Source organism: Bradyrhizobium vignae (assembly GCF_004114425.1).
Taxonomy (GTDB): domain Bacteria; phylum Pseudomonadota; class Alphaproteobacteria; order Rhizobiales; family Xanthobacteraceae; genus Bradyrhizobium; species Bradyrhizobium vignae.
Genome location: NZ_RDQF01000039.1, coordinates 1 through 19,595 on the forward strand (window position 1 = coordinate 1; position 19,595 = coordinate 19,595).

Consider the following 19,595-nt stretch of genomic DNA (forward strand, 5'->3'; position numbering starts at 1 on the left):
GCTGATCCATCACCGACACCTCTCGCCAGGGCATGGACTTGGCCTCCTTTACTGCCAAATCCCTGCACTATGATGTGTCGGCTATGTCCCCGAACACCCGTCGGTCATGTCCCCGGGCTGAACATCAAGCCGGGCGATGACAGCAGAGTCTGCGGCGACGACCGGGAACGACGCCCCTACCCCGCCGCTCCCGCCACCTTCGCCGGCTTCACCGGCACGTCCGTCGCCGCAATCAAACGCTTCAGCTCGGGGATGCAGGAGCCGCAATTGGTGCCGGCCTTGAGCTTGGCGCCGATCTCGGCGGCGGTGCGTGCGCCGCCAGCGATGGTGTCGCAGATGGTGCCGCGGCCGACGCCGAAGCAGGCGCAGACGATCGGGCCGGTCGAGGCGGCGCCTTCGCTGGACTTGCCCGATAGCAGCATGCGGCGCTGATCGTCGGTGACTTGATCGGCGACGAACAGGCTCTTGACCACCTCCCAATCGCCGGCGTCGTGCGCGGGCCCGACGAACAGGCAGGTGTCGATGCGGTCGCCCGCGAACGAGGCGGCGCGATAGACCCCGCCGCCGAAGTCGCGATATTCGGCAACGTCTTCGCCCGCGACGTTCTCGAGCCAGGCGGGCCAGCGCGAAAGATCTGCGTTGTCGGCGAACAGATAGCCGAAGCCGCCGGCGACCGTGACGCGGGTCCACAACAGGTTTGGCGGCAGGTCCAGCTGCTTGCGCGACAGCGCAAACCCGCGGAACACGAATTCATAGGGCACGATCGCAGCCGGCGTCGCTTTGGATTCCGGCTGCCCGGAGAACGGGTCGGTGAAGGACTGCACCAGCGCACCAACCCGGCCATGCGAGGTGTTCATCGCGCTCCAGTGGATCGGCACGAACAGCGTGCCGCGCTGCTGCCCTTCGCTGACGACAGCCTTCAGGATGCACTGGCCGTAATCGGTGGTGATCCGGGCATAGCTGTCATGAGCGATGCCGTATTTGCTGGCGTCGTCGGGATGGATCTCGACAAACGGCTCGGGCAGATGCGCGCCCAGCCGCTGGCTGAGACCCGTGCGCGTCATGGTGTGCCATTGGTCGCGGATGCGCCCGGTGTTGAGCCGCAAGGGGCGCGCCGGCCCCGTCTCGCCGCGCAGCGCCGGCACCTCCGGCGCGACGAAGCGGCCCTTGCCGTCATTGGTGAAGAAGCCGCCTTGCGCGAAGAACCGCTCGCCAGGCAGCCCGCCTTCCCGCACCGGCCACTGCACCGGCCTCAACGCATCGAACGCTTCGTCCGACAGCGAGGTCAGCGCGCCGATGTCGAAATCGCGGCTGCCGTCGTTCTCGAAGGCCGAGAGCGCGGCATGCTCGCGGAAGATGTCCGCGGCGGATTTGTAGTTGAAACTGTCGCCGAAGCCGAGGCGCTTTGCGGTCTCGCTCAAGATCCACCAATCGGGGCGCGCCTCGCCCGGCGCCGGCAGGAACGATCGCTGGCGCGAGATGCGCCGCTCGGAATTCGTCACCGTGCCGGATTTCTCGCCCCAGGCCAGCGCCGGCAGCAGCACGTGCGGGCCGGCCTCGACGGTGTCGTTGGAGAGCACGTTCTCGGAGATGACGAACAGTTCGAGCTTCTTCAGCGCATCGCGAACCATGTCGGCATCTGGCAGCGACACCGCCGGGTTGGTGCCCATCACCCACAGCGCCTTGACCTCGCCGCGGTTGATCGCCTCGAACAGCTGCACCGCCTTCAATCCCTCATGGGTCGCAATGCGCGGCGCCTTCCAGAACCGCCTGACACGATCGATGTCGGGCGGCGTGAAACCCATGTGAGCGGCGAGCATGTTGGCGAGGCCGCCGACCTCGCGGCCGCCCATCGCGTTGGGCTGGCCCGTGAGCGAGAACGGCGAGGCACCAGGCTTGCCGATGCGGCCCGTGGCAAGATGGCAGTTCAGGATCGCGTTGACCTTGTCGGTGCCCTGCGCCGACTGGTTGACCCCCTGCGAATAGAGCGTGACGACCTTCGCGGTCTCGCGAAACATCTTGAAGAAGTTGGCGACGTCCTGCTCGGACAGGCCCGTGGCAAGCGCCGTCGCGGTGACGCTGCCGGCAATGCCCCGCGCACGCGCCAGCGCATCGTCGAATCCGCTCGTGTTCTGCGCGATGTAATCCTGATCGAGCGCGCCGTTGTCGGCGAGATGGACGAACAGGCCGGAGAACAGCGCGGTGTCGGTGCCGGGCTTGAGGCCGAGGAAGAGATCGACATCGCTCGCGGTGTCGGTGCGGCGCGGATCGATCACGATCATGCGCGCGCCGCGCTCCCCACGGTTCTTCAGCATGCGCTGGAACAGCACCGGATGGCACCAGGCCGCATTCGAGCCGACGAAGACGAGCAAGTCGGCCTGGTCGAGATCCTCGTAGCAGCCGGGCACGGTGTCGGCGCCGAAGGCGCGGCGATGGCCGGCAACCGAGGACGACATGCACAGCCGCGAGTTGGTATCTACGTTCGCCGTGCCGACAAAGCCCTTCATCAGCTTGTTGGCAACGTAATAGTCCTCGGTGAGGAGCTGGCCGGAGAGATAGAAGGCGACCGCATCGGCGCCGTCGCGCGCCACGATGTGCTGCATGCGGTGGGCGACATGGTCGAGCGCATCGCTCCAGGCGACCCGCTCCAGCACGCCCTTGCAGCGGATCATCGGGTAGAGCAGCCGGCTTTCGAGCCCGACGGTCTCGCCGAGCGCAGAGCCCTTGGAGCACAGCCGGCCGAAATTGGCGGGATGATCAGGATCGCCCGCGATCGCCGCGCCGCCCCTGCCGTCCGGCGTCGCCAGCACGCCGCAGCCGACTCCGCAATAGGGGCAGGTCGTCTTGGTGGTGCGGAGATTTGGATCGATCGCCGTCATATCAAGCCGCTTTCGAAAGGAGCGCCAGCGCGCGGCCGAACATCATGTCGGTGCGGATCGCCGCCACCTTGTCGCGATTGCGGATCAGCTCGAGGTACCAGAGCGCATCGACGGTATCGCCGATCAGCACCGCGCCGGTGAGCCGGCCGTCGGCGATGACGAGCTTCTTGTAGGTGCCGCGCCTGCGGTCCGACAGCACGAGGCTCTCGCTGCCCTCCCCGCCCATGAAGTCACCGGCGGAGAACACGCTGACGCCGGAGACCTTGAGGTTGGTCGAGACCACGCTGCCCTGATAGGCGGCGGGCCGGCCGGCGAGATGCCGTGCCAGCACGCGCGCCTGCTCATAGGCGGGCTCGACCAGGCCGTAGCAGGTGCCGCGATGCTCGGCGCATTCGCCGAGCGCGAAGATGTCGGACGAGGATGTCTGCATCACGTCGTTGACGACGACGCCGCGATTGACCGCGATCCCCGCCTCTTTCGCCAGCGCGACGTTCGGCCTGATGCCGGCGGCGAAGATCACCGCATCGGCCTCGATGCGGCTGCCGTCGGCGAGCTCGACAGCCTGGACATGACCGTCGCCGTGGATGCACTTCGTGCTGGCGTTGAGCAGGATGCGGATGCCCTTGCGCTCGACCAACATCTTGAGCAGGTCGGCCGCGGGCGCATCGAGCTGGCGCTCCATCAGCCGGTCCATCAGATGCAGCAGCGTCACGGGGGCACCGGCCTTGGCGAGACCGTAGGCAGCCTCGAGTCCGAGCAGTCCGCCACCGATGACGACGACGCGCTTCTTCGCCGCAGCCAGCGTCAACAGCAGGTCGACGTCGCGCGTATCGCGAAAGGTGTGCACGCCGGCGAGATCGGCGCCCGGCACGTTGAGCCGCAGCGGCGTCGATCCCGTGGCGAGCACCAGCTTGGAATATTCCATGCTCTCTTCGCCGGCGATCTTGAGCTCGCGGCGGCCGACATCGATCTCGGTCACGCGATAGCCGTAGCGCACCGTGACGCCGCGATGACGCCACCAGTCCGCCGGCCTGAGCTCGATCTCGTGCGAGCCGGTCTCGCCGGCCAGCACGGAGGAGAGCAGCACGCGGTTGTAAGCGAGCCGCGGTTCGTCACCGATCACGGCGACCGCGTAGCGGCCGAGCGCGGTCTTGGCGAGCTCGTCGACCAGACGCGCGGCCGCCATACCGTTACCGACGATGACCAGCGGTTCACTCACAAGACATCTCCTATTCGGCGGCCTGCGCTTGTGCGCCGTAGGCCTCGGAAATCATGTAACCGGACAACACGCCATAGGCGTCGGTCCAGGCAGTGGCGAGTTCGGGCGTCCAGGCTTGGCCAAGCCCCTTCTCCAGGGTCCACAGCAAGGTGGCGCCGACCACGGGGTAGTGCTCGGCTTTGGCGCCATAGGCGACGTGACGCTTGGCGAGCGCCGAGGCCGCGGGAAGAATCGTCTCGAGGTTCGACAGGCCGCCGACGACGGCGGCGAGCATGCCCATCAGCTTCTTGCGCTGTTCGGTCATGTCCTCGGGAAACATCGCGCGCACGGACGGAGCCACCTCGAACAGACGATCGTAGAACAGAACCGCGGCCTGCTCCGACATCGGCGCAACCTTGGAAAAGCTCTGCTGAATGAGAGTGATCTGTTCTGGCGTCATGATGTTCTCCTGTCCGTTTCGGTCTGCCTTCGTCCGCGCCATTGCGGAAAAAGTTCATGGGTCAAACGTCACCAGAGGGACTCCTCCCCGCGTACGGGGAGAAGCGACATTCGTGCCAAGTGTCTATCTTCCGAGCATGATCTGGTCGGAAAACCGCTTCACACTTTTCCGGATCATGCTCTACACACGCGCTTCGGCGAGGCTTGGCGCGCCTTCCCCTTGCGGGCCGCGACGCAGGTAGAACCACCAGGTCAGAGCGAGGCAGGAGCCGTAGAAGGCGAGATAGATTGCGAGCGCGAGCTGCGGCCCGCCGGTCATGGCGATCGACTTGCCGAAACCGCTCGGGATCAGATAGCCGCCGACGGCACCAATCGCGCCGATGAAGCCGACCGCCGCGCCGCTCTCGATGCCCGCGGCCTTCAGGGCAGCCGCACGCGCGACATCGCCCTTACCGCGCACCTTGAACAGGTTCTCCTCGCGGAAGATCGAGGGGATCATGCGGTAGGTGGAGCCGTTGCCGATGCCCGTCGTCACAAACAGGATCAGGAACATCGACAGGAAGCCGATGAAATCCTTCTGCCCGACGAAGTAGAGCACGCCGATGGTGGCGCCCGCCATCACGATGAAATTCCAGAAGGTGATGATCGAACCGCCGATCCTGTCGGCAAGCCAGCCGCCGAGCGGACGCGACAGCGAGCCGACCAGCGGGCCGAGGAAGGCGATCGCGATCGTCACCGTCGGAAACTGCGTCTTGATCAGCAGCGGAAATGCCGCGGAGTAGCCGATGAAGGACCCGAACGTACCGATGTAGAGATACGCCATGATCCAGGTGTGCTTGCGCTTGACGATGGCGAGCTGGTTCTTCACCGAAGACTTGGCCGTGGTGAGGTTGTTCATGAAAAACACCGCACCGAACACCGCGATCGCGATCGGCAGCACCCACATCAGGCCGGCATTCTGGAGGAAGATGCCGTCAACGGGAGTGGCTTGGAACAGATTGAAGACGGCGAGCGTCATCAGGATCGGGGTCAAGAGCTGCACGCTGGAAACGCCGATATTGCCGCCGGCGGCGTTGAGGCCCAGCGCCCATCCCTTCATCCGGTCGGGGAAGAAGAAGGAGATGTTGGTCATGCTGGAGGCGAAGTTGCCGCCACCAAGGCCGGCGGTCGACGCGATCAGCAACATCAGCCAGAACGGCGTGTCGGGCTGGCTGACGAAATAGGCGAGCGACAGCGTCGGGATGAACAGGATCGCCGCGCTGAAGATGGTCCAGTTACGGCCGCCGAACGTCGTCACCGCGAAGGTGTAGGGAAAGCGCATCAAGGCGCCGATCAGGCCCGGCACCGCGACGAGCTGGAACAGCTGGTCCGTGGTGTAGTGGAAGCCCGCCAGCGGAAGTTTGGTGGTCACGATGCTCCAGATCAGCCAGACCGAGAAGCCGATATGCTCGGCCACAATCGACCAGATCAGGTTGCGTCGCGCGATGGTCTTGCCAGTCGCATTCCAGAACGCCTCATCTTCGGGGCGCCAGTCTGAAATCCAAGTAGGATTCTTCGTCATTGAGTATCCCTTCTAGGCTCACCGCTGCGTCGTTGCAGGCTTGGCCTCCGGGCCACGGAGGCACGCTCCGAGGCTTCACCTCGGTGGCGAGTTCACGATGCTGATTGATGATGTTGAGGGACGTCTTCGTTGGCGTCGCGCAAAGACGGTTCAATTTCCGTGCCAATTGCGCGCACGCTGGAAATGCAGGGATTTCAGGATGTTATTCGTATTGCCCGAAATTCTTGCAGGGCTTTTTCGCTCGCAAAATTTGCGATTCGCTCAATCCTTGTGCGGCGCACAAGGATTGAGCGAGGTGTCGATTATTTAGGCGCGGACGTTTCGCGCATTAGACCTTGGCTTACGCGGCCTCTACGAAGCGGTGACGCTCGTAGAGGAATTCGAGCACGCGCTGCCGGCACTTCAAATACGTGGTGTTGGTCGCGAGCTCGAGCCGCTTGCGGGGGGGCGCCAGCGGCACCTCCAACACCTCGCCGATGCGCGCGCTCGGCCCGTTCGTCATCATCACGATGCGGTCGGACAGGAGCACGGCCTCGTCGACGTCGTGGGTGATCATCAGAATGGTGTTGCCGAGCTTCTGATGCAGCGCCATCACCGAGTCCTGCAGATGGGCGCGGGTCAGCGCGTCGAGCGCGCCGAACGGCTCGTCCAGCAGCAGCACCTTCGGCTCCATGGCCAGCGCCCGCGCGATGCCGACGCGCTGCTTCATGCCGCCGGAGATTTCCGAAGGACGCTTGTCCCTGGCATGGGCCATCTGCACGAGGTTGAGATTGTGCATCACCCAGGCGTCGCGCTCGGCGCGCGACTTGGTCTTGGCGAAGACCTTGTCGACGCCGAGCTTGACGTTCTCGTAGACGGTCAGCCACGGCAGCAGGCTGTGGTTCTGAAACACCACGGCGCGATCAGGCCCCGGCGAGTTCACCTCGCGGTTTTCCAACAGCACGCCGCCCGTGGTGGCGCCGGTCAGCCCTGCGATGATGTTGAGCAGGGTCGACTTGCCGCAGCCGGAATGGCCGATGATCGAGACGTATTCGCCCTTTTCAATCGTGAGATTGATGTCCTTCAGCACCTCCGTGGAGGCGACGCCGCGGGTGAAGACCTTGTCGATGTGGTCGAGCTTCAGATAGGCGGTCATGTACCTTCTCCTCAGTTCTGCGCGGTGCCGCGGGTGACGAACTTGCCGAGGCCCGCGATCAGGCGATCCAGCACGAAGCCGACGATGCCGACATAGAACAGCGCCAGGATGATCTCGCTGATATGCGAGGAGTTCCACGCGTCCCAGATGAAGAAGCCGATGCCGACGCCGCCGATCAGCATTTCGGCTGCGACGATCGCAAGCCACGACAGGCCGACGCCGATGCGAAGGCCCGTGAAGATGTAGGGCGCCGCCGCCGGGATCATGATCTTTGCGAAGAACTCGAGCGGGTTGAGCTGCACCACCGCGGCGACGTTGCGGTAGTCCTGCGGAATGTTACGGATGCCGACCGCGGTGTTGATGATGATCGGCCAGATCGAGGTGATGAAGATGACGAAGATCGCCGAGGGCTGGCCGTCGCGGAATGCCGCGAGCGAGAGCGGCAGCCAGGCCAGCGGCGGAATGGTGCGGAGCACCTGGAACAACGGATCGAGCCCGCGCATCGCCCAGACCGACTGCCCGACCAGCACGCCGAGCGCGATGCCTGCGACCGCCGAGAGCGAGTAGCCGAAAGCGACGCGCTGAAGACTGGCGGACAGATGCCAGAACAAGCCTTTGTCGATGCCGCCATGATCGAAGAACGGATCGAAGATCAGCTCCCTGGTGTCCGCAAACACTTTTGACGGCGGCGGCAGTGCCGAGCCGGCTCTCCGGCAGACCAGCTCCCACACCAGCGTGAGCAGCGCGATCACGACCAGCGGCGGGATCACGCGCACGGCCGTCTCGCGTGCCATGCGTGCGTAAGCCTCAGTGCGCGGGCGACGCTTCGGCGTTAGCGCGACGACTGGCGCGACGGTTGCGGCAGGCGTCGCGGTCTCACCCTCGATCTTCGTGGCAGTCATGTTCATCGCTATCTCTCTCCGGCTTGGCAAGGACGCGGCCGCCCAATGGGCGGCCGCTGGCTCCATCAGACTTCGACGCGCTTGATCGCGAGCGACTTCAGATAGGCAGCCGGATTTTCGGGATCGAACACCTTGCCGTCGAAGAAGGTCTCCTTGCCGCGCGAGGTGGAGGTGGGAATGTCGGCAGCGGCGACGCCGAGAGTCTTGGCCGCATCGCGCCACATGTCCTCGCGGTTGACCTTGGCGATCAGCGCCTTGGTGTCGAAGTTCGCCTCGTACTTGCCCCAGCGGATGTCCTCGGTGAGGAACCAGAGATCGTGGCTCTGGAATGGATAGGAGGCATGATCGCGCCAGTACTTCATGATGTGCGGAGAGTTCTCGACCACCTTGCCGTTGCCGTAGTCGAACTTGCCGGCGGTACGGTCGTAGACGTCCTCGACCGGGCAGTTGATCCACTGCCGCTTGGCCATGATGGTGGCGAGCTCCTGCTTGTTCTCGGCCTTGTCAGCCCATTGCTGGGCCTCCAGTACCGCCATCAAGATCGCCTTGGTCGCCTTCGGATATTTGTCGACGAAGGCGGCGCGCATGCCGAACGATTTCTCCGGATGCTTGTTCCAGATCTCGCCGGTATTGACCGCGGTGTAGCCGATGTCCTGGTGGACGAGCTGGAGATTCCACGGCTCGCCGACGCAGAAGCAGTCCATGGTACCGACCTTCATGTTGGCCACCATCTGCGGCGGCGGCACCACAATGGTCTCGATGTCCTTGTCGGGGTCGATACCGCCGGCGGCGAGCCAATACCGGATCCAGAGGTCGTGCGTGCCGCCGGGGAAGGTCATCGCGGCCTTCACGGCCTTGCCGGAGGCCTTCTTCTTCTCCAGCGCCGCTTTGAACGGCGCAGCATCGGTGCCGAGCTTGAGATCGGCATATTCCTTGGCGACCGAGATGCATTGGGCGTCGAGATTGAGCCGCGCCAGGATGTACATCGGCGTCGGCTGGTTGTTCTGCGTCACCTTGCCGGCCGAGATCAGATACGGCATCGGTGTGAGGATATGCGCGCCGTCGATGCCGTTGCCCTCGGAGCCGAGCACGAGGTTGTCGCGCGTGGTGCCCCAGGAGGCCTGCTTCTGCACGTCGACATCAGGCATACCGTATTTGGCGAAGAGACCCTTGTCCTTGGCGACAAACAGCGGGCCGGCATCGGAGAGCGCAATGAAGCCGAGCTTGGCGCCCTTGACCTCAGGGCCCGCATCCTGCGCGAAGGCGCCGGCGGGGAAATTGAACTTGGCGGCGGCGAGAAGGGCGGCGGTCGAGCCGGCGGCTTTCAACAATTGACGGCGGCTGAGGCCAGTCTCGGAGGGCCGGCGAATGCGCTTGGTCATCGGTGGTGTCGTCCTTTGCGTCGTTGCGAATGATTGCGTCAGTGCGCACGAGCAGCCCGTCCGTCCGTGACGCCAGAAAAAGGCGCATGCGAACGCATGACGGGGGAGTCCCCCGTTCGGGTGGCGTCAGCAAAATCGGATGAGAAGTCTCGCGGGACGGCTTCAATGGCGTCGGCCTGGAACTATTCAAGCTTCGTGCCAAGCTCAGCGCTGCCAAAATATCAAGAAATTTAGTAACTTAGATGCACGGTGCCAGACTGTCGCAGGCTGGTCCCGCTTGCGAAATTTGCGCACTGCTCAATCCTTGTGCGACGCACAAAGCTTGTGCAGCCGCTTAAGCAGGAGGCTGCCGAGCGCCTCCGACCGAAGTCGGCGAGAGACGCATCACTTTGATATGACTTTATTTTTCCTGCGCGTCTCGGCGGCACGCAACTTGCTTCTTCATTGGCGTCAACGAAGACTGCGGCTTGCCGCATCGTTGCAGCCTCTGGCGGCTGCATCCCGGAAGCTCAACTGCTTCGCGGCCCTCCCGGCTCAGTCCTCGTGACGCGATTCCCAAGGCTTCCAGACATTCCATAATCCTCGTGCGCGGCAGGCCAGCCCGCACGGCCGATGACGTTCAGCCGCGCTCTCGCCAGGGGCGTGTCGATCTCACTTACGAAGCAAAGGAACCATTGATGTCGTATCTCGCGCCTTCGGAATTCGTCACCAAGATGGTGGATGCAGGCGAGTCCAAGATCTTCATGTCCACCCGGGATACCGTCATCCGGGCCTATATGGCCGGCGCCATCCTCGCGCTCGCCGCCTGGTTCGCCGTGACCATCAACGTGAACACGGGCCAGCCGCTGGTCGGCGCGCTGCTGTTTCCGGTCGGCTTCGTCATGCTCTATCTGCTGGGCTTCGACCTCCTGACCGGCGTGTTCGTGCTCTCTCCGCTCGCCTTGATCGACAAGCGCCCTGGCGTCACGCTCGGTGGCGTGCTGCGCAATTGGGGCCTCGTCTTCGTCGGCAACTTCGCCGGCGCCTTCACCGTGGCCTTCATGATGGCCTTCGTCACGACCTTCGGCTTCACACAGGCGCCCGACAAGATCGGCACCGCCATCGGCAATATCGGCGAAGGCCGAACGCTGGGCTATGCCGCGCATGGTGCAGCCGGCATGGCGACGCTGTTCATGCGCGGCATGCTCTGCAACTGGATGGTCTCCACCGGCGTCGTCGGCGCCATGATCTCGACCTCGGTCTCCGGCAAGGTCATCGCGATGTGGATGCCGATCCTGGTGTTCTTCTACATGGTGTTCGAGCATTCCGTGGTGAACATGTTCCTGTTCCCGTCGGGCCTTATGCTGCACGCCAAGTTCTCGATCATGGACTATCTGATCTGGAACGAGATCCCGACCGTGCTCGGCAACCTCGTCGGCGGCCTCGCCTTCACCGGCATGACCCTCTACGCCACCCACGTCCTGACCCTGCCGAAGCGCCAGGCCGACAAGGCTGCGAAGCCCCGCGTTGCGGCCTGATCGAAGACGTCTCGACAGGGGAGCCTCGCCCGATCAGGGTGAGGCTCCCCTTTGCCGGTGATGACGATGCCCCGCGGACTCCTGATTTCGGTCGGCCAACATTCCGACAAGGGTCGCAAGCCCCTCAATCAGGATTTTCACGGCGTCCTGATTCCGGAGGAGCCGCTGCTCAGCCTGAAGGGCATCGCGGCGGTCCTCGCCGACGGCATCTCCAGCAGCAGCGTGAGCCAGATCGCCAGCGAGTCGGCGGTCAAGAGCTTCCTGATGGACTATTACTGCACGTCGGAATCCTGGACGGTGAAGACCTCCGCCCGGCGTGTGCTGGAGGCGACCAATTCCTGGCTGCATGCGCAGACGCGCAAGAGCCAATATGCCTATGACCGCGACAAGGGCTATGTCTGCACGCTCAGCGCCATGGTCATCAAGGCGGCCACCGCGCACATCTTCCACGTCGGCGACTGCCGCATCTACCGCGTCGCCGGCAGGGCGCTCGAGCAGCTGACCGACGATCACCGCATCATCGTGTCGTCGGAGCAGACCTATCTCGGCCGTGCGCTCGGCATCAATCCGCAGCTCGAGATCGACTACCAGACCCTCGAGATCCAGGCCGGCGACACCTTCCTGCTGGCGACCGACGGCGCCTACGAATTCGTCGATCAGCGCTTCGTGACCGGCGTCATCGCCGAACTTGCCGGCGACCTCGATCGTGCTGCAAAAGCCATCGTCGAGGAAGCTTACCGGCGCGGCAGCGACGACAACATCACTGTCCAGATCCTACGGATCGATGCGGTGCCAGAGGAAACGGGGGTCTTCGATCGGACCTCGACGCTGCCCCTACCGCCTCTGTTGGAGCCCCGGGCTGTGTTCGATGGCTACCGGATCATCCGGGAGATCCACGGCAGCAGCCGCAGCCACATCTATCTCGCGGTCGATGCGGAGACCGAGGAAACGGTCGCGCTCAAGATTCCGTCGATCGACCTGCGCGACAACCAGGCCTATCTGAAACGTTTCCTCATGGAGGAATGGATCGCGCGGCGGATCGACAGTCCGTACGTGCTCAAACCGCGGTCGAAATCGACGCGGCGGAATTATCTCTACGTCGCGACCGAGTTCGTCGAGGGGCAGACGCTGCGGCAGTGGATGCTCGACAACCCGCGCCCCGATCTGGAGACGGTGCGCAGGATCGTCGAGCAGATCGCCACCGGGCTTCGCGCCTTCCATCGCATGGAGATGCTGCATCAGGATCTCAGGCCGGACAACGTCCTGATCGACAAGACCGGCACCGCGAAGATCATCGACTTCGGATCGGTCAGGGTCGCAGGGGTTGCCGAAGCGGCGCCGAGATCGGCCGACACGGAAATTCTCGGCACCGTTCAATATACGGCACCGGAGTATTTCCTCGGCGAAGGCGGATCGCCCCGATCCGACATGTTCTCGCTGGCCGCCATCTGTTACCAGATGCTCACCGGACATCTGCCCTACGGCGCCCAGATCGCCAAGATCCGGGGACAATCGGACGCGTGGAAATTGAGATACCGCCCTGCGGTCGATGCCGAGCGGGGCATCCCGGGCTGGATCGATGGCGCACTCAGGAAGGCGCTGCATCCCGATCCCTACAAGCGCCACGAAGATCTCTCCGAGTTCGTCTTCGAGCTCCGAAATCCCAATCCGGCCTATCTCGCCACGCGGACCACGCCACTTCTGGAGCGCAATCCGCTGCTGTTCTGGAAGCTGACCACGGCGATCCTGGCTTGCGCCGTCATCGTGCTGCTCGCAGCGCTCCGACTGCGATAGCCGAACAAAACCGGATCACGCCGGCTCTGCCGCCTTCACGCCCAGTGGCTTCGGCGCCATGCCGCCACCCGGCTTGAGGTGGAATTCGTAGCTCATCAGGTGCCATCGCCCGCTCGTCTTGGTGCCGTCGGGCATCTCGGGATCGTTGCGCGGCTCGACCTTGGCGATGAGATCGTCCTTGACCCCGAACACCACGTCGGAATCCAGATATTTGTCGCCACCGATGAAGACGTGGGTGATCAGCGGCTCATAGCCCTTCGCATTCACCAGGAAGTGCACATGCGCCGGGCGCATCGGGTGGCGATTGGTCTGCACGATCATCTCGCCAACCGGACCGTCGGTCGGGATCGGGTAACTGCACGGCAGGATGGTGCGGAAGAAGAAGCGTCCATCATCATCGGTGATGAAGCGCGCCCGTGCCGAGGCGCCGACCTCGTCATAGTTCGGCTTCTGAGAATCATAGAAGCCGTCATCATCGGCATGCCAGACATCGACGGGAACGCCGGCAAGCGGATTGCCCTTGAGGTCGGTGACGCGGCTCTGCACGAACATCCGCTCGCCCGTCTGATTGTTCGGCGAAATGTCGGTGCCGTGCGCGGTCACCTTGTGCTCGCCGACATAGAACGGGCCAAGCACGGTGGTCTCTGTCGCGCCCTCGCGGTCGCGATGATTGACCGCGTCGACCAGCATGGAGACGCCGAGCACGTCGGACAGCAGGATGAATTCCTGGCGGGTGTCGGTGCATTTCTGCCCCGTCCTGGTCAGGAAATCGATGGCATATTCCCATTCCGCGAAGGTGAGACCGGTCTTGCTCACGTAATCGTGCAGCGACTTGATCAGCTCCTGGAGCAGGAATTTCGCGCGTGGGTTCGGCGTGTCGTCGAAGCTCCGGATCACGGCTTCGGTGAGCTCGCTCTCGTTGAACTGGGTCATGATGCTGTGCTTCCCGTTTTTCTGCTTTCGGATTCTCGGTTTCCTTGGGGCGTTCAGCCAGAGGCTACACCAGCAGGCCAGCTGGAGTTAAGCGCAACCGGCTTGGAAGAGGGGGGCGATTTCGGCTATCAGGCTTACGACAAGAACCGTCCGAGGAACGTTCCCATGCTAGCCCCCACTCCAGCCTCCCCCGAATCCGTCGGCATGTCCCAAGCTGCGCTCGACCGCATCGATGCGCACCTGAAGAACCGTTACATCGATGCCGGCCGTTTCCCCGGAACCCAGCTTTTGGTCTATCGTCGAGGCAAAGTGGTTCATAGTTCGGTGCAGGGCTTTGCCGATGTCGAGCGCAAGGTGCCGGTGAAGGACGACACCATCTACCGCATCTATTCCATGACCAAGCCGCTCACCAGCGTCGCCTTCATGATGCTGGTGGAGGAAGGCCTCGTCGCGATCGACGAGCCGGTCGCCAAATACATTCCGGAATGGAAGGATCTCGGCGTGTTCGTCGCCGGCACGTACCCGGCCTTCCTGACGCGGCCGCCGTCGCGGCCCATGCTGATCGTCGACCTGCTGCGCCACACGTCCGGGCTGACCTACGGCTTCCAGCAGCGCTCCAATGTCGATGCCGCTTATCGCGCTGAAAAGATCGGCGAGGTCGAGAAATCAGGCACGCTGCAGACCATGATCGAGGGCCTCGCAAAGATCCCGCTGGAGTTCTCGCCGGGCGAGGCCTGGAATTACTCGGTTGCGACCGACGTGATCGGCTACCTCGTCGGCAAGATCTCGGGCGTGCCGTTCGAGCAGTTCCTTAAATCACGCATCCTCGATCCGCTCGGCATGATCGACACCGACTTCCACGTGCCGGCCTCGAAGGTTCATCGCTTCGCAGCCTGCTACTCGGCGGACCCAGGCGGGGGCATGACCTTCCACGCGGGCCAGCGCCGCGAGGGCCTGACGCTCCAGGACGATCCGACCACGAGCTCGTTCCTGTCACCGCCCTCCTTCATCTCCGGCGGCGGCGGCCTGTGTTCGACGGTCGCCGACTATCTCACCTTCTGCCGCGCGCTGCTCAATGGCGGCGAGCTCGGCGGCGTCAGGCTGATCGGGCCGAAGACGCTGGCGCTGATGACGACCAACCATATTCCGGGCGGCGGGGCGCTGCCCGAGGTGTCGCGCTCGCTGTTCTCCGAAGCCACCTACAACGGCATCGGCTTCGGCCTCGGCTTCGCCGTGACCATGCGCCCGGCCGAGACGCTGATCGCCGGCAGCCCCGGCGAATACAATTGGGGCGGCGCGGCCACGACCTCGTTCTGGATCGACCCGGCCGAGGAGCTGATCACCATCTTCATGACGCAGGTGCTGCCGTCGAGCGCCTACCCGATCCGGCGCGAGCTGCGCAGTATGGTCTACGCCGCAATCACCGAGAGCAATCTGTAACCGATCGCGCGATCCCGCGGCCACCGGCTGCGGGATCGCGCTCATTTGAGCAAGGCGGAAAACTTGCGGGCCTGTGCACTGCACGCACACGCCCGCTCGGCTTCGAAAACGGAGCTAGTGCATATGACCAATCAGATAGATGCCGCCGCCGATCACGATGATCGCGGGCACGGCCCAGAGAATAAATACCGGCATCACAGCTCTCCCTAATTGGACGTGCAGACCTTGACGGTCTTCATGCTGCTTTCAGCCTCGGTGCGTGTCTTGTAGACCGTGCCCGAAGGGCTGACGACGGTCATCGAGGCGTCTGTCGGCTTCTTATCGACGACAGTGCACTTCTTGGTCTTGACGTCCTGGACCACGTAGAACTCGTCGGCCGCGAACGCCGGCAAGGACAATGCAGCAACGATCAGCGCTGCACTCGCTATTCTCAGCGTCATTCTCTCCTCCTCAGATTCCCGGGCTTCGGCCCGGTCGATTCAGTAACGGGAAAAAATAGCAATTTGTTCCTACGCCGGGGGAACACCGCGCATGGCGAGGGTGTTGTTGCCGCGCTTATTCCCGTGAGGAGGACAAGATGAAAAAGCTGTTCCTGCTGTCCGCGACGGCGGTCCTGATTTCGACCGGCGCATTCGCGCAATCCACCGTGACGACCACCGGAACCGGTCACGCGGCGGTAGTTCAGATCGAGCCGCAATACCGAACCAAGATCAAATCCTACGTCACCGAGCACCGCATCCGTCCGGTGACGACGAAGGAAAAGATCGTTGTCGGCGCGACGGTGCCGAGCGACGTCGAGCTCGAGGCCGTTCCGGCGGACTGGGGCCCGTCGCTGACGAAGTATCGCTACGTCTATTCCGGGGATCGCGTGATGCTGGTGGATCCCGGCTCACGCACTGTCGTGCAGGAAATCGATTGATCAGGACGAAACGGACGGCCGTCGCGACGGCGGCCGTCCTCGCGGAGTTGAGCGCATGACATCGCATCGCGAGGCGCGGATCGCCGGACTTAGCCTGGCGGCCATCTATGCCGTGTGTCTGCTACTGACCGCGGCCGGCATGAGCTGAGGCGCAAGAGTCGCCGACAGCGCTGCGAAAATCCCGTCTCCGGACTGTTCGGGACTGTTCGCCGAGTCGCGAAAATCGTGGCGCAGCGTAGCTGGCGACCGTATGGTCTGCCAAAGCCATGATCCGGCGCCGCCGCGCTCGCACCGGGACGTCTGCGTTTGTCGAAGCTCACCCTGCCGGTCCGGCTCGCTCTCCTCGTCGCGGGAACGATGTTGCCGCTGATCGTCTTTGCCGTCGGCCTTGCCTATTCCAACTATCGCCAGGATCGCAGCGAGGCGACGCGCCGGGTGCTGGAGACGGTGCGCAGCATGCGCATCGCGCTCGATTCCGAAGTGCAGCGGATAACCGGCGGCTTGCAGGTGCTCGCCCTCAGCGAATCCCTGCAAGTCGGTGATTTCGACGGCTTCCGCCGCCTCGCAGTCGGGTTCATCAGCCAATACGGCGGAGACAGCGTTCTTCTGCTGGCCGACAGATCCGGCCGCCAGCTGTTTTCGACCGTCACGACGGAAACGGCGAATCTTCCACTGCGCAACAATCGGGAGATCGTCGAGCGGGTGTTTGCAAGCAAGGCGCCGCAATATTCCGACCTACCCGATCGTCTGCAGCGCCGGAAACGTCTCCAGCAGCCAGATGCTCACATTGGAGACAGCGCCGGTGAGAAAGCCGATGCCGGTGATCACCATCAAGACGCCCATGGCGCGCTCGACGTTGACGAGGTGCCCCTTCATGCGCGCGAACAGCGCGGAGAACTTTTCGATCATCAGCGCGGCGATCAGAAAGGGAATGCCGAGGCCCGCGGAGTAGACCGCGAGCAGGCCGGCGCCCTTCGTCACCGTGGCTTCCGCCGCGGCGATCGAGAGGATCGCGGCGAGGATCGGACCGATGCAAGGCGTCCAGCCGAAGGCGAAAGCGAGGCCCATGACATAGGCGCCCCAGAGGCCGACGGGCTTGGGGATCGGCAGCCGTCCCTCGCGCATCAAAAGGCCGATGCGCGTCAGGCCCAGGAAGTGCAGGCCCATGATGATGATGACGATGCCGGCGAGGACCGACAGCTCCGCCGACCAGGTACGGATCAGCCCGCCGATCAGCGAGGCGCTGGCGCCGAGCGCCACGAACACCGTGGAAAAGCCGAGCACGAACAGGAGCGCCGACATCATGATCGCGCGCTTGGAGGCAGCGGCCGGCTGGTCGCTCTCGACATGCTCGATCGTGGCGCCCGTGAGGTAGATCAGATAGGGCGGAACCAGAGGCAGGACGCAAGGCGAGAGGAAGCTGACGAGGCCGGCAATCAGCGCCGCCGGGATCGAAACATTTTGCATGATGCAGTCGGAGCCATCTCAGGTGCCGGTACGGCGCGCAAGGGATGCGCCCGGCCCGGAGCCGAACCGGCTCTGGTGTAGCCTATGCCGGAGATTGCGCAACAGAGGCGCACAGAACCAAGGCTCCTCCCGATGCCCTCCGTGATCACAGATGCGGCATCGGGACGCGCACAAACCTCGCCAAAAAGCGAGATTCGGCGGCGCGGCTACTTCACCACGCGGAGCAGCGGACGCCGGGGCTGGTCCTGCGTCTGCTTGGAAGGGGGCGGCGGCTCACTCGCAGCGCTCCGCAGCATCTCGTCGCACAGTGCCTTGAGATCGGCACTGTCAATTCCTTTCAGTTTCATCCGCACGTCGAGGATGACAATGGACAGCATCTCGGCCGACTCACGGCTGTTGCACGCGTTGAGAGCCCTGCGGCACTCCTCAAGCGTTTCCAGCACCGACTGCAACTGTTCGTCTGAATGCGACACCGGCGTTCTTTCCGTTAATTCGGCCTGCGAGACGTATTTGTCACGCCCCCTTCGGCCCCCATTGAAGACCAAAGATAGCACGAGGCTACTGCGCCTCCGAACCTGATTTCTGTGTGCTTCTGCCCTGGAACTGCGGTACCGGCCGCCATCGCCATGCAGCGCCGTTGAAGGTCACCGGAGCGGTCCGGGAGCAAACGCCGAACGCGGTGTGATCGATCCATCGAGGGAGACGGCATCGGCTTTCGCGCAAGAATTTCCGTTGCGGACAGCGCCGGCAATCCCGCAGCCACTCCAAGGCTCGCAACGGAACTCACGCCAAAACCCCTCAGTCAGGCCGACCGTCTGCCCAATTCTCAGCCCGTGGCAGCATCCAAATACCACCCGTACTGCAGTAAGGATGACGTTCAAAACTCGTCATTCCCCAACCCGTCGTGGTTGTGGTTTGCGCCAGATTCTGCCAGTTTAGCTTTCCGAAGGGACTTGTATGCACTCCTTGGCGGAAAGGGGCGTTCCGTCGGCGGAACGCCCAAAGACAAATCTCAGCGGCCTCTCGGATTGGGATGCCGCCCGCATATTTTTGGAAGTCGTTCGATGCGGAAGTTTTCGCTCGGCTGCCGAGCGCTTGTCGCTTTCGATCAATGCCGTGCGCCGACGGATCGACGATTTCGAGCGCCAGACTGGTACCACACTGTTCACCCGCGACGTTCACGGCACGCATCTGACCGATGAGGGCGCGCTGGTGGTCTCCGCCGTCGAGCGCATGGAGGCCGCCACCTTCGACGTGCTGCGCGCCAGCGATTCGATGGCCAACGCCTTGTCCGGCGAGGTCCGCGTTGCCGTCACCGAGGGGCTCGGCACATTCTGGCTGGCCCCGCGGCTCGTCGAATTCCAGCAGGCCTATCCGAAGATCCTGGTGGACCTGCATTGCGCGATGCGCTCGGCCGACGTCTCGCGCCACGAGGCCGACGTCGCCATCCATCTGTCGCGTCCCTCGGCGCTCGACATCAAGCTGGTGCGGCTCGGCCGCATGCATCTGATGTTCTGGGCCTCCGAGAAATACATCGCAAAGCATGGCGCGCCGCGCTCGGCGGCGGAATTGATCAAGCATCGCCTGGTGCTGCAATTCGCCGACCAGCTCGCCGCCAAGGAATCTTTCGAGAGCTTCTTCCCGGGCGTTTCGGAACGTGACCTCCTGGTCATGAAGACCAACGTCTCAAGCGCCAACTACTGGGCGGTCGCGAATGGCGCCGGCATCGGCGTATTCCCGAGCTACGCCATTGCGCTTGGCGGGAAGTTGATTCCACTGGAGGTCGAGCTGAACCGACCGCTGGACATCTGGCTGTCCTACCATCCTGGTAGCGGCCGTATCCCGCGCGTGCGGCACATGATCGACTGGCTGATCGAGGCTTTCAATCCGGCTCGCTTCCCGTGGTTTAAGGAAGAGTTCGTGCATCCGCATGAATTCAAGGACTCGTATATGGGCGAACCCCTGACCCAGCTCTTCGGGGGATTTTCAACCGAAGAACAAAGGTGAAA

The 19,595-nt window shown here is 63.6% G+C and carries 16 protein-coding genes and 1 pseudogene; 6 read left to right on the top strand and 11 right to left on the bottom strand.

Features of this window, described 5'->3' with window-relative positions; genetic code table 11:
* Nucleotides 1-176: 176 nt before the first annotated feature.
* The 7 genes from EAV90_RS26760 to EAV90_RS26790 all read right to left on the bottom strand — a co-directional run bounded on the left by EAV90_RS26760 (nucleotide 177) and on the right by EAV90_RS26790 (nucleotide 9,516).
* Nucleotides 177-2,879, bottom strand: coding sequence for a nitrate reductase (locus tag EAV90_RS26760; RefSeq protein ID WP_129145159.1), 2,703 nt, complete (start codon nucleotides 2,877-2,879; stop codon nucleotides 177-179).
* A gap of 1 nt (nucleotide 2,880) precedes the next feature.
* The gene (locus EAV90_RS26765) at nucleotides 2,881-4,098 is read right to left on the bottom strand and encodes an NAD(P)/FAD-dependent oxidoreductase (protein ID WP_129145160.1); all 1,218 of its coding nucleotides are present in this window, start codon (nucleotides 4,096-4,098) and stop codon (nucleotides 2,881-2,883) included.
* A gap of 10 nt (nucleotides 4,099-4,108) precedes the next feature.
* A complete protein-coding gene (locus tag EAV90_RS26770) occupies nucleotides 4,109-4,537 on the bottom strand; it encodes a globin family protein (protein WP_122406770.1) in 429 nt (142 codons plus the stop codon).
* Nucleotides 4,538-4,717: 180 nt separating this feature from the next.
* The gene (locus EAV90_RS26775; RefSeq protein ID WP_129145161.1) at nucleotides 4,718-6,097 is read right to left on the bottom strand and encodes an MFS transporter; all 1,380 of its coding nucleotides are present in this window, start codon (nucleotides 6,095-6,097) and stop codon (nucleotides 4,718-4,720) included.
* Nucleotides 6,098-6,437: 340 nt separating this feature from the next.
* Nucleotides 6,438-7,232 carry an ABC transporter ATP-binding protein gene (locus tag EAV90_RS26780; RefSeq protein WP_129145162.1) on the bottom strand — a complete coding sequence of 265 codons (795 nt, stop codon included), beginning with the start codon at nucleotides 7,230-7,232 and terminating at the stop codon, nucleotides 6,438-6,440.
* 11 nt (nucleotides 7,233-7,243) lie between these two features.
* Complete coding sequence (ntrB, locus tag EAV90_RS26785) at nucleotides 7,244-8,140, bottom strand: nitrate ABC transporter permease (protein ID WP_129145163.1); 897 nt, start codon at nucleotides 8,138-8,140, stop codon at nucleotides 7,244-7,246.
* Between the two features lie 59 nt (nucleotides 8,141-8,199).
* Complete coding sequence (locus tag EAV90_RS26790; RefSeq protein ID WP_122404373.1) at nucleotides 8,200-9,516, bottom strand: CmpA/NrtA family ABC transporter substrate-binding protein; 1,317 nt, start codon at nucleotides 9,514-9,516, stop codon at nucleotides 8,200-8,202.
* A 677-nt stretch (nucleotides 9,517-10,193) separates the two neighbouring features.
* Here EAV90_RS26790 and EAV90_RS26800 point away from each other — a divergent pair.
* On the top strand, nucleotides 10,194-11,033 hold the full coding sequence (locus EAV90_RS26800; protein ID WP_129145164.1) for a formate/nitrite transporter family protein: 840 nt from the start codon (nucleotides 10,194-10,196) through the stop codon (nucleotides 11,031-11,033).
* Between the two features lie 60 nt (nucleotides 11,034-11,093).
* The gene (locus EAV90_RS26805) at nucleotides 11,094-12,827 is read left to right on the top strand and encodes a bifunctional protein-serine/threonine kinase/phosphatase (protein ID WP_164937114.1); all 1,734 of its coding nucleotides are present in this window, start codon (nucleotides 11,094-11,096) and stop codon (nucleotides 12,825-12,827) included.
* Between the two features lie 15 nt (nucleotides 12,828-12,842).
* Here EAV90_RS26805 and EAV90_RS26810 read toward each other — a convergent pair whose 3' ends face one another.
* Entirely contained in the window at nucleotides 12,843-13,760 is a 918-nt protein-coding gene (locus EAV90_RS26810; protein ID WP_129145166.1) for an intradiol ring-cleavage dioxygenase, read from the bottom strand.
* Between the two features lie 165 nt (nucleotides 13,761-13,925).
* On the opposite strand from EAV90_RS26810, the gene EAV90_RS26815 reads away from it, so the two are divergent.
* On the top strand, nucleotides 13,926-15,200 hold the full coding sequence (locus tag EAV90_RS26815) for a serine hydrolase domain-containing protein (protein WP_129145167.1): 1,275 nt from the start codon (nucleotides 13,926-13,928) through the stop codon (nucleotides 15,198-15,200).
* Nucleotides 15,201-15,406: 206 nt separating this feature from the next.
* On the opposite strand, the gene EAV90_RS26820 is transcribed toward EAV90_RS26815, so the two are convergent.
* Nucleotides 15,407-15,640 carry a hypothetical protein gene (locus tag EAV90_RS26820; RefSeq protein WP_122404378.1) on the bottom strand — a complete coding sequence of 78 codons (234 nt, stop codon included), beginning with the start codon at nucleotides 15,638-15,640 and terminating at the stop codon, nucleotides 15,407-15,409.
* A gap of 137 nt (nucleotides 15,641-15,777) precedes the next feature.
* On the opposite strand from EAV90_RS26820, the gene EAV90_RS26825 reads away from it, so the two are divergent.
* Entirely contained in the window at nucleotides 15,778-16,119 is a 342-nt protein-coding gene (locus EAV90_RS26825; RefSeq protein WP_122404379.1) for a DUF1236 domain-containing protein, read from the top strand.
* Nucleotides 16,120-16,425: 306 nt separating this feature from the next.
* Nucleotides 16,426-16,857, top strand: a pseudogene (locus EAV90_RS40780) (sensor histidine kinase); the annotation flags it as partial.
* On the opposite strand, the gene EAV90_RS26835 reads toward EAV90_RS40780, so the two are convergent.
* Together EAV90_RS26835 and EAV90_RS26840 are read right to left on the bottom strand one after the other, a co-directional pair.
* A complete protein-coding gene (locus tag EAV90_RS26835) occupies nucleotides 16,855-17,586 on the bottom strand; it encodes a cytochrome c biogenesis CcdA family protein (protein ID WP_122404380.1) in 732 nt (243 codons plus the stop codon). The pseudogene EAV90_RS40780 and the gene EAV90_RS26835 sit on opposite strands and share 3 nt — an antisense overlap.
* 206 nt (nucleotides 17,587-17,792) lie before the next feature.
* Nucleotides 17,793-18,059, bottom strand: a complete 267-nt coding sequence (locus EAV90_RS26840; protein WP_122404381.1) for a hypothetical protein — start codon at nucleotides 18,057-18,059, stop codon at nucleotides 17,793-17,795.
* A gap of 484 nt (nucleotides 18,060-18,543) precedes the next feature.
* On the opposite strand from EAV90_RS26840, the gene EAV90_RS26850 reads away from it, so the two are divergent.
* A complete protein-coding gene (locus EAV90_RS26850) occupies nucleotides 18,544-19,593 on the top strand; it encodes a LysR family transcriptional regulator (protein WP_122404382.1) in 1,050 nt (349 codons plus the stop codon).
* Nucleotides 19,594-19,595: the final 2 nt, after the last annotated feature.

Excerpts from the sequence above, each read along its gene's own strand:
- EAV90_RS26760 (WP_129145159.1), bottom strand. The coding sequence starts at position 2,879 with ATGACGGCGATCGATCCAAATCTCCGCACCACCAAGACGACCTGCCCC.
- EAV90_RS26770 (WP_122406770.1), bottom strand. The coding sequence starts at position 4,537 with ATGACGCCAGAACAGATCACTCTCATTCAGCAGAGCTTTTCCAAGGTT.
- EAV90_RS26775 (WP_129145161.1), bottom strand. The coding sequence starts at position 6,097 with ATGACGAAGAATCCTACTTGGATTTCAGACTGGCGCCCCGAAGATGAG.
- EAV90_RS26780 (WP_129145162.1), bottom strand. The coding sequence starts at position 7,232 with ATGACCGCCTATCTGAAGCTCGACCACATCGACAAGGTCTTCACCCGC.
- ntrB (WP_129145163.1), bottom strand. The coding sequence starts at position 8,140 with ATGAACATGACTGCCACGAAGATCGAGGGTGAGACCGCGACGCCTGCC.
- EAV90_RS26790 (WP_122404373.1), bottom strand. The coding sequence starts at position 9,516 with ATGACCAAGCGCATTCGCCGGCCCTCCGAGACTGGCCTCAGCCGCCGT.
- EAV90_RS26800 (WP_129145164.1), top strand. The coding sequence starts at position 10,194 with ATGTCGTATCTCGCGCCTTCGGAATTCGTCACCAAGATGGTGGATGCA.
- EAV90_RS26805 (WP_164937114.1), top strand. The coding sequence starts at position 11,094 with ATGACGATGCCCCGCGGACTCCTGATTTCGGTCGGCCAACATTCCGAC.
- EAV90_RS26810 (WP_129145166.1), bottom strand. The coding sequence starts at position 13,760 with ATGACCCAGTTCAACGAGAGCGAGCTCACCGAAGCCGTGATCCGGAGC.
- EAV90_RS26815 (WP_129145167.1), top strand. The coding sequence starts at position 13,926 with ATGCTAGCCCCCACTCCAGCCTCCCCCGAATCCGTCGGCATGTCCCAA.
- EAV90_RS26820 (WP_122404378.1), bottom strand. The coding sequence starts at position 15,640 with ATGACGCTGAGAATAGCGAGTGCAGCGCTGATCGTTGCTGCATTGTCC.
- EAV90_RS26825 (WP_122404379.1), top strand. The coding sequence starts at position 15,778 with ATGAAAAAGCTGTTCCTGCTGTCCGCGACGGCGGTCCTGATTTCGACC.
- EAV90_RS26835 (WP_122404380.1), bottom strand. The coding sequence starts at position 17,586 with ATGCAAAATGTTTCGATCCCGGCGGCGCTGATTGCCGGCCTCGTCAGC.
- EAV90_RS26850 (WP_122404382.1), top strand. The coding sequence starts at position 18,544 with ATGCACTCCTTGGCGGAAAGGGGCGTTCCGTCGGCGGAACGCCCAAAG.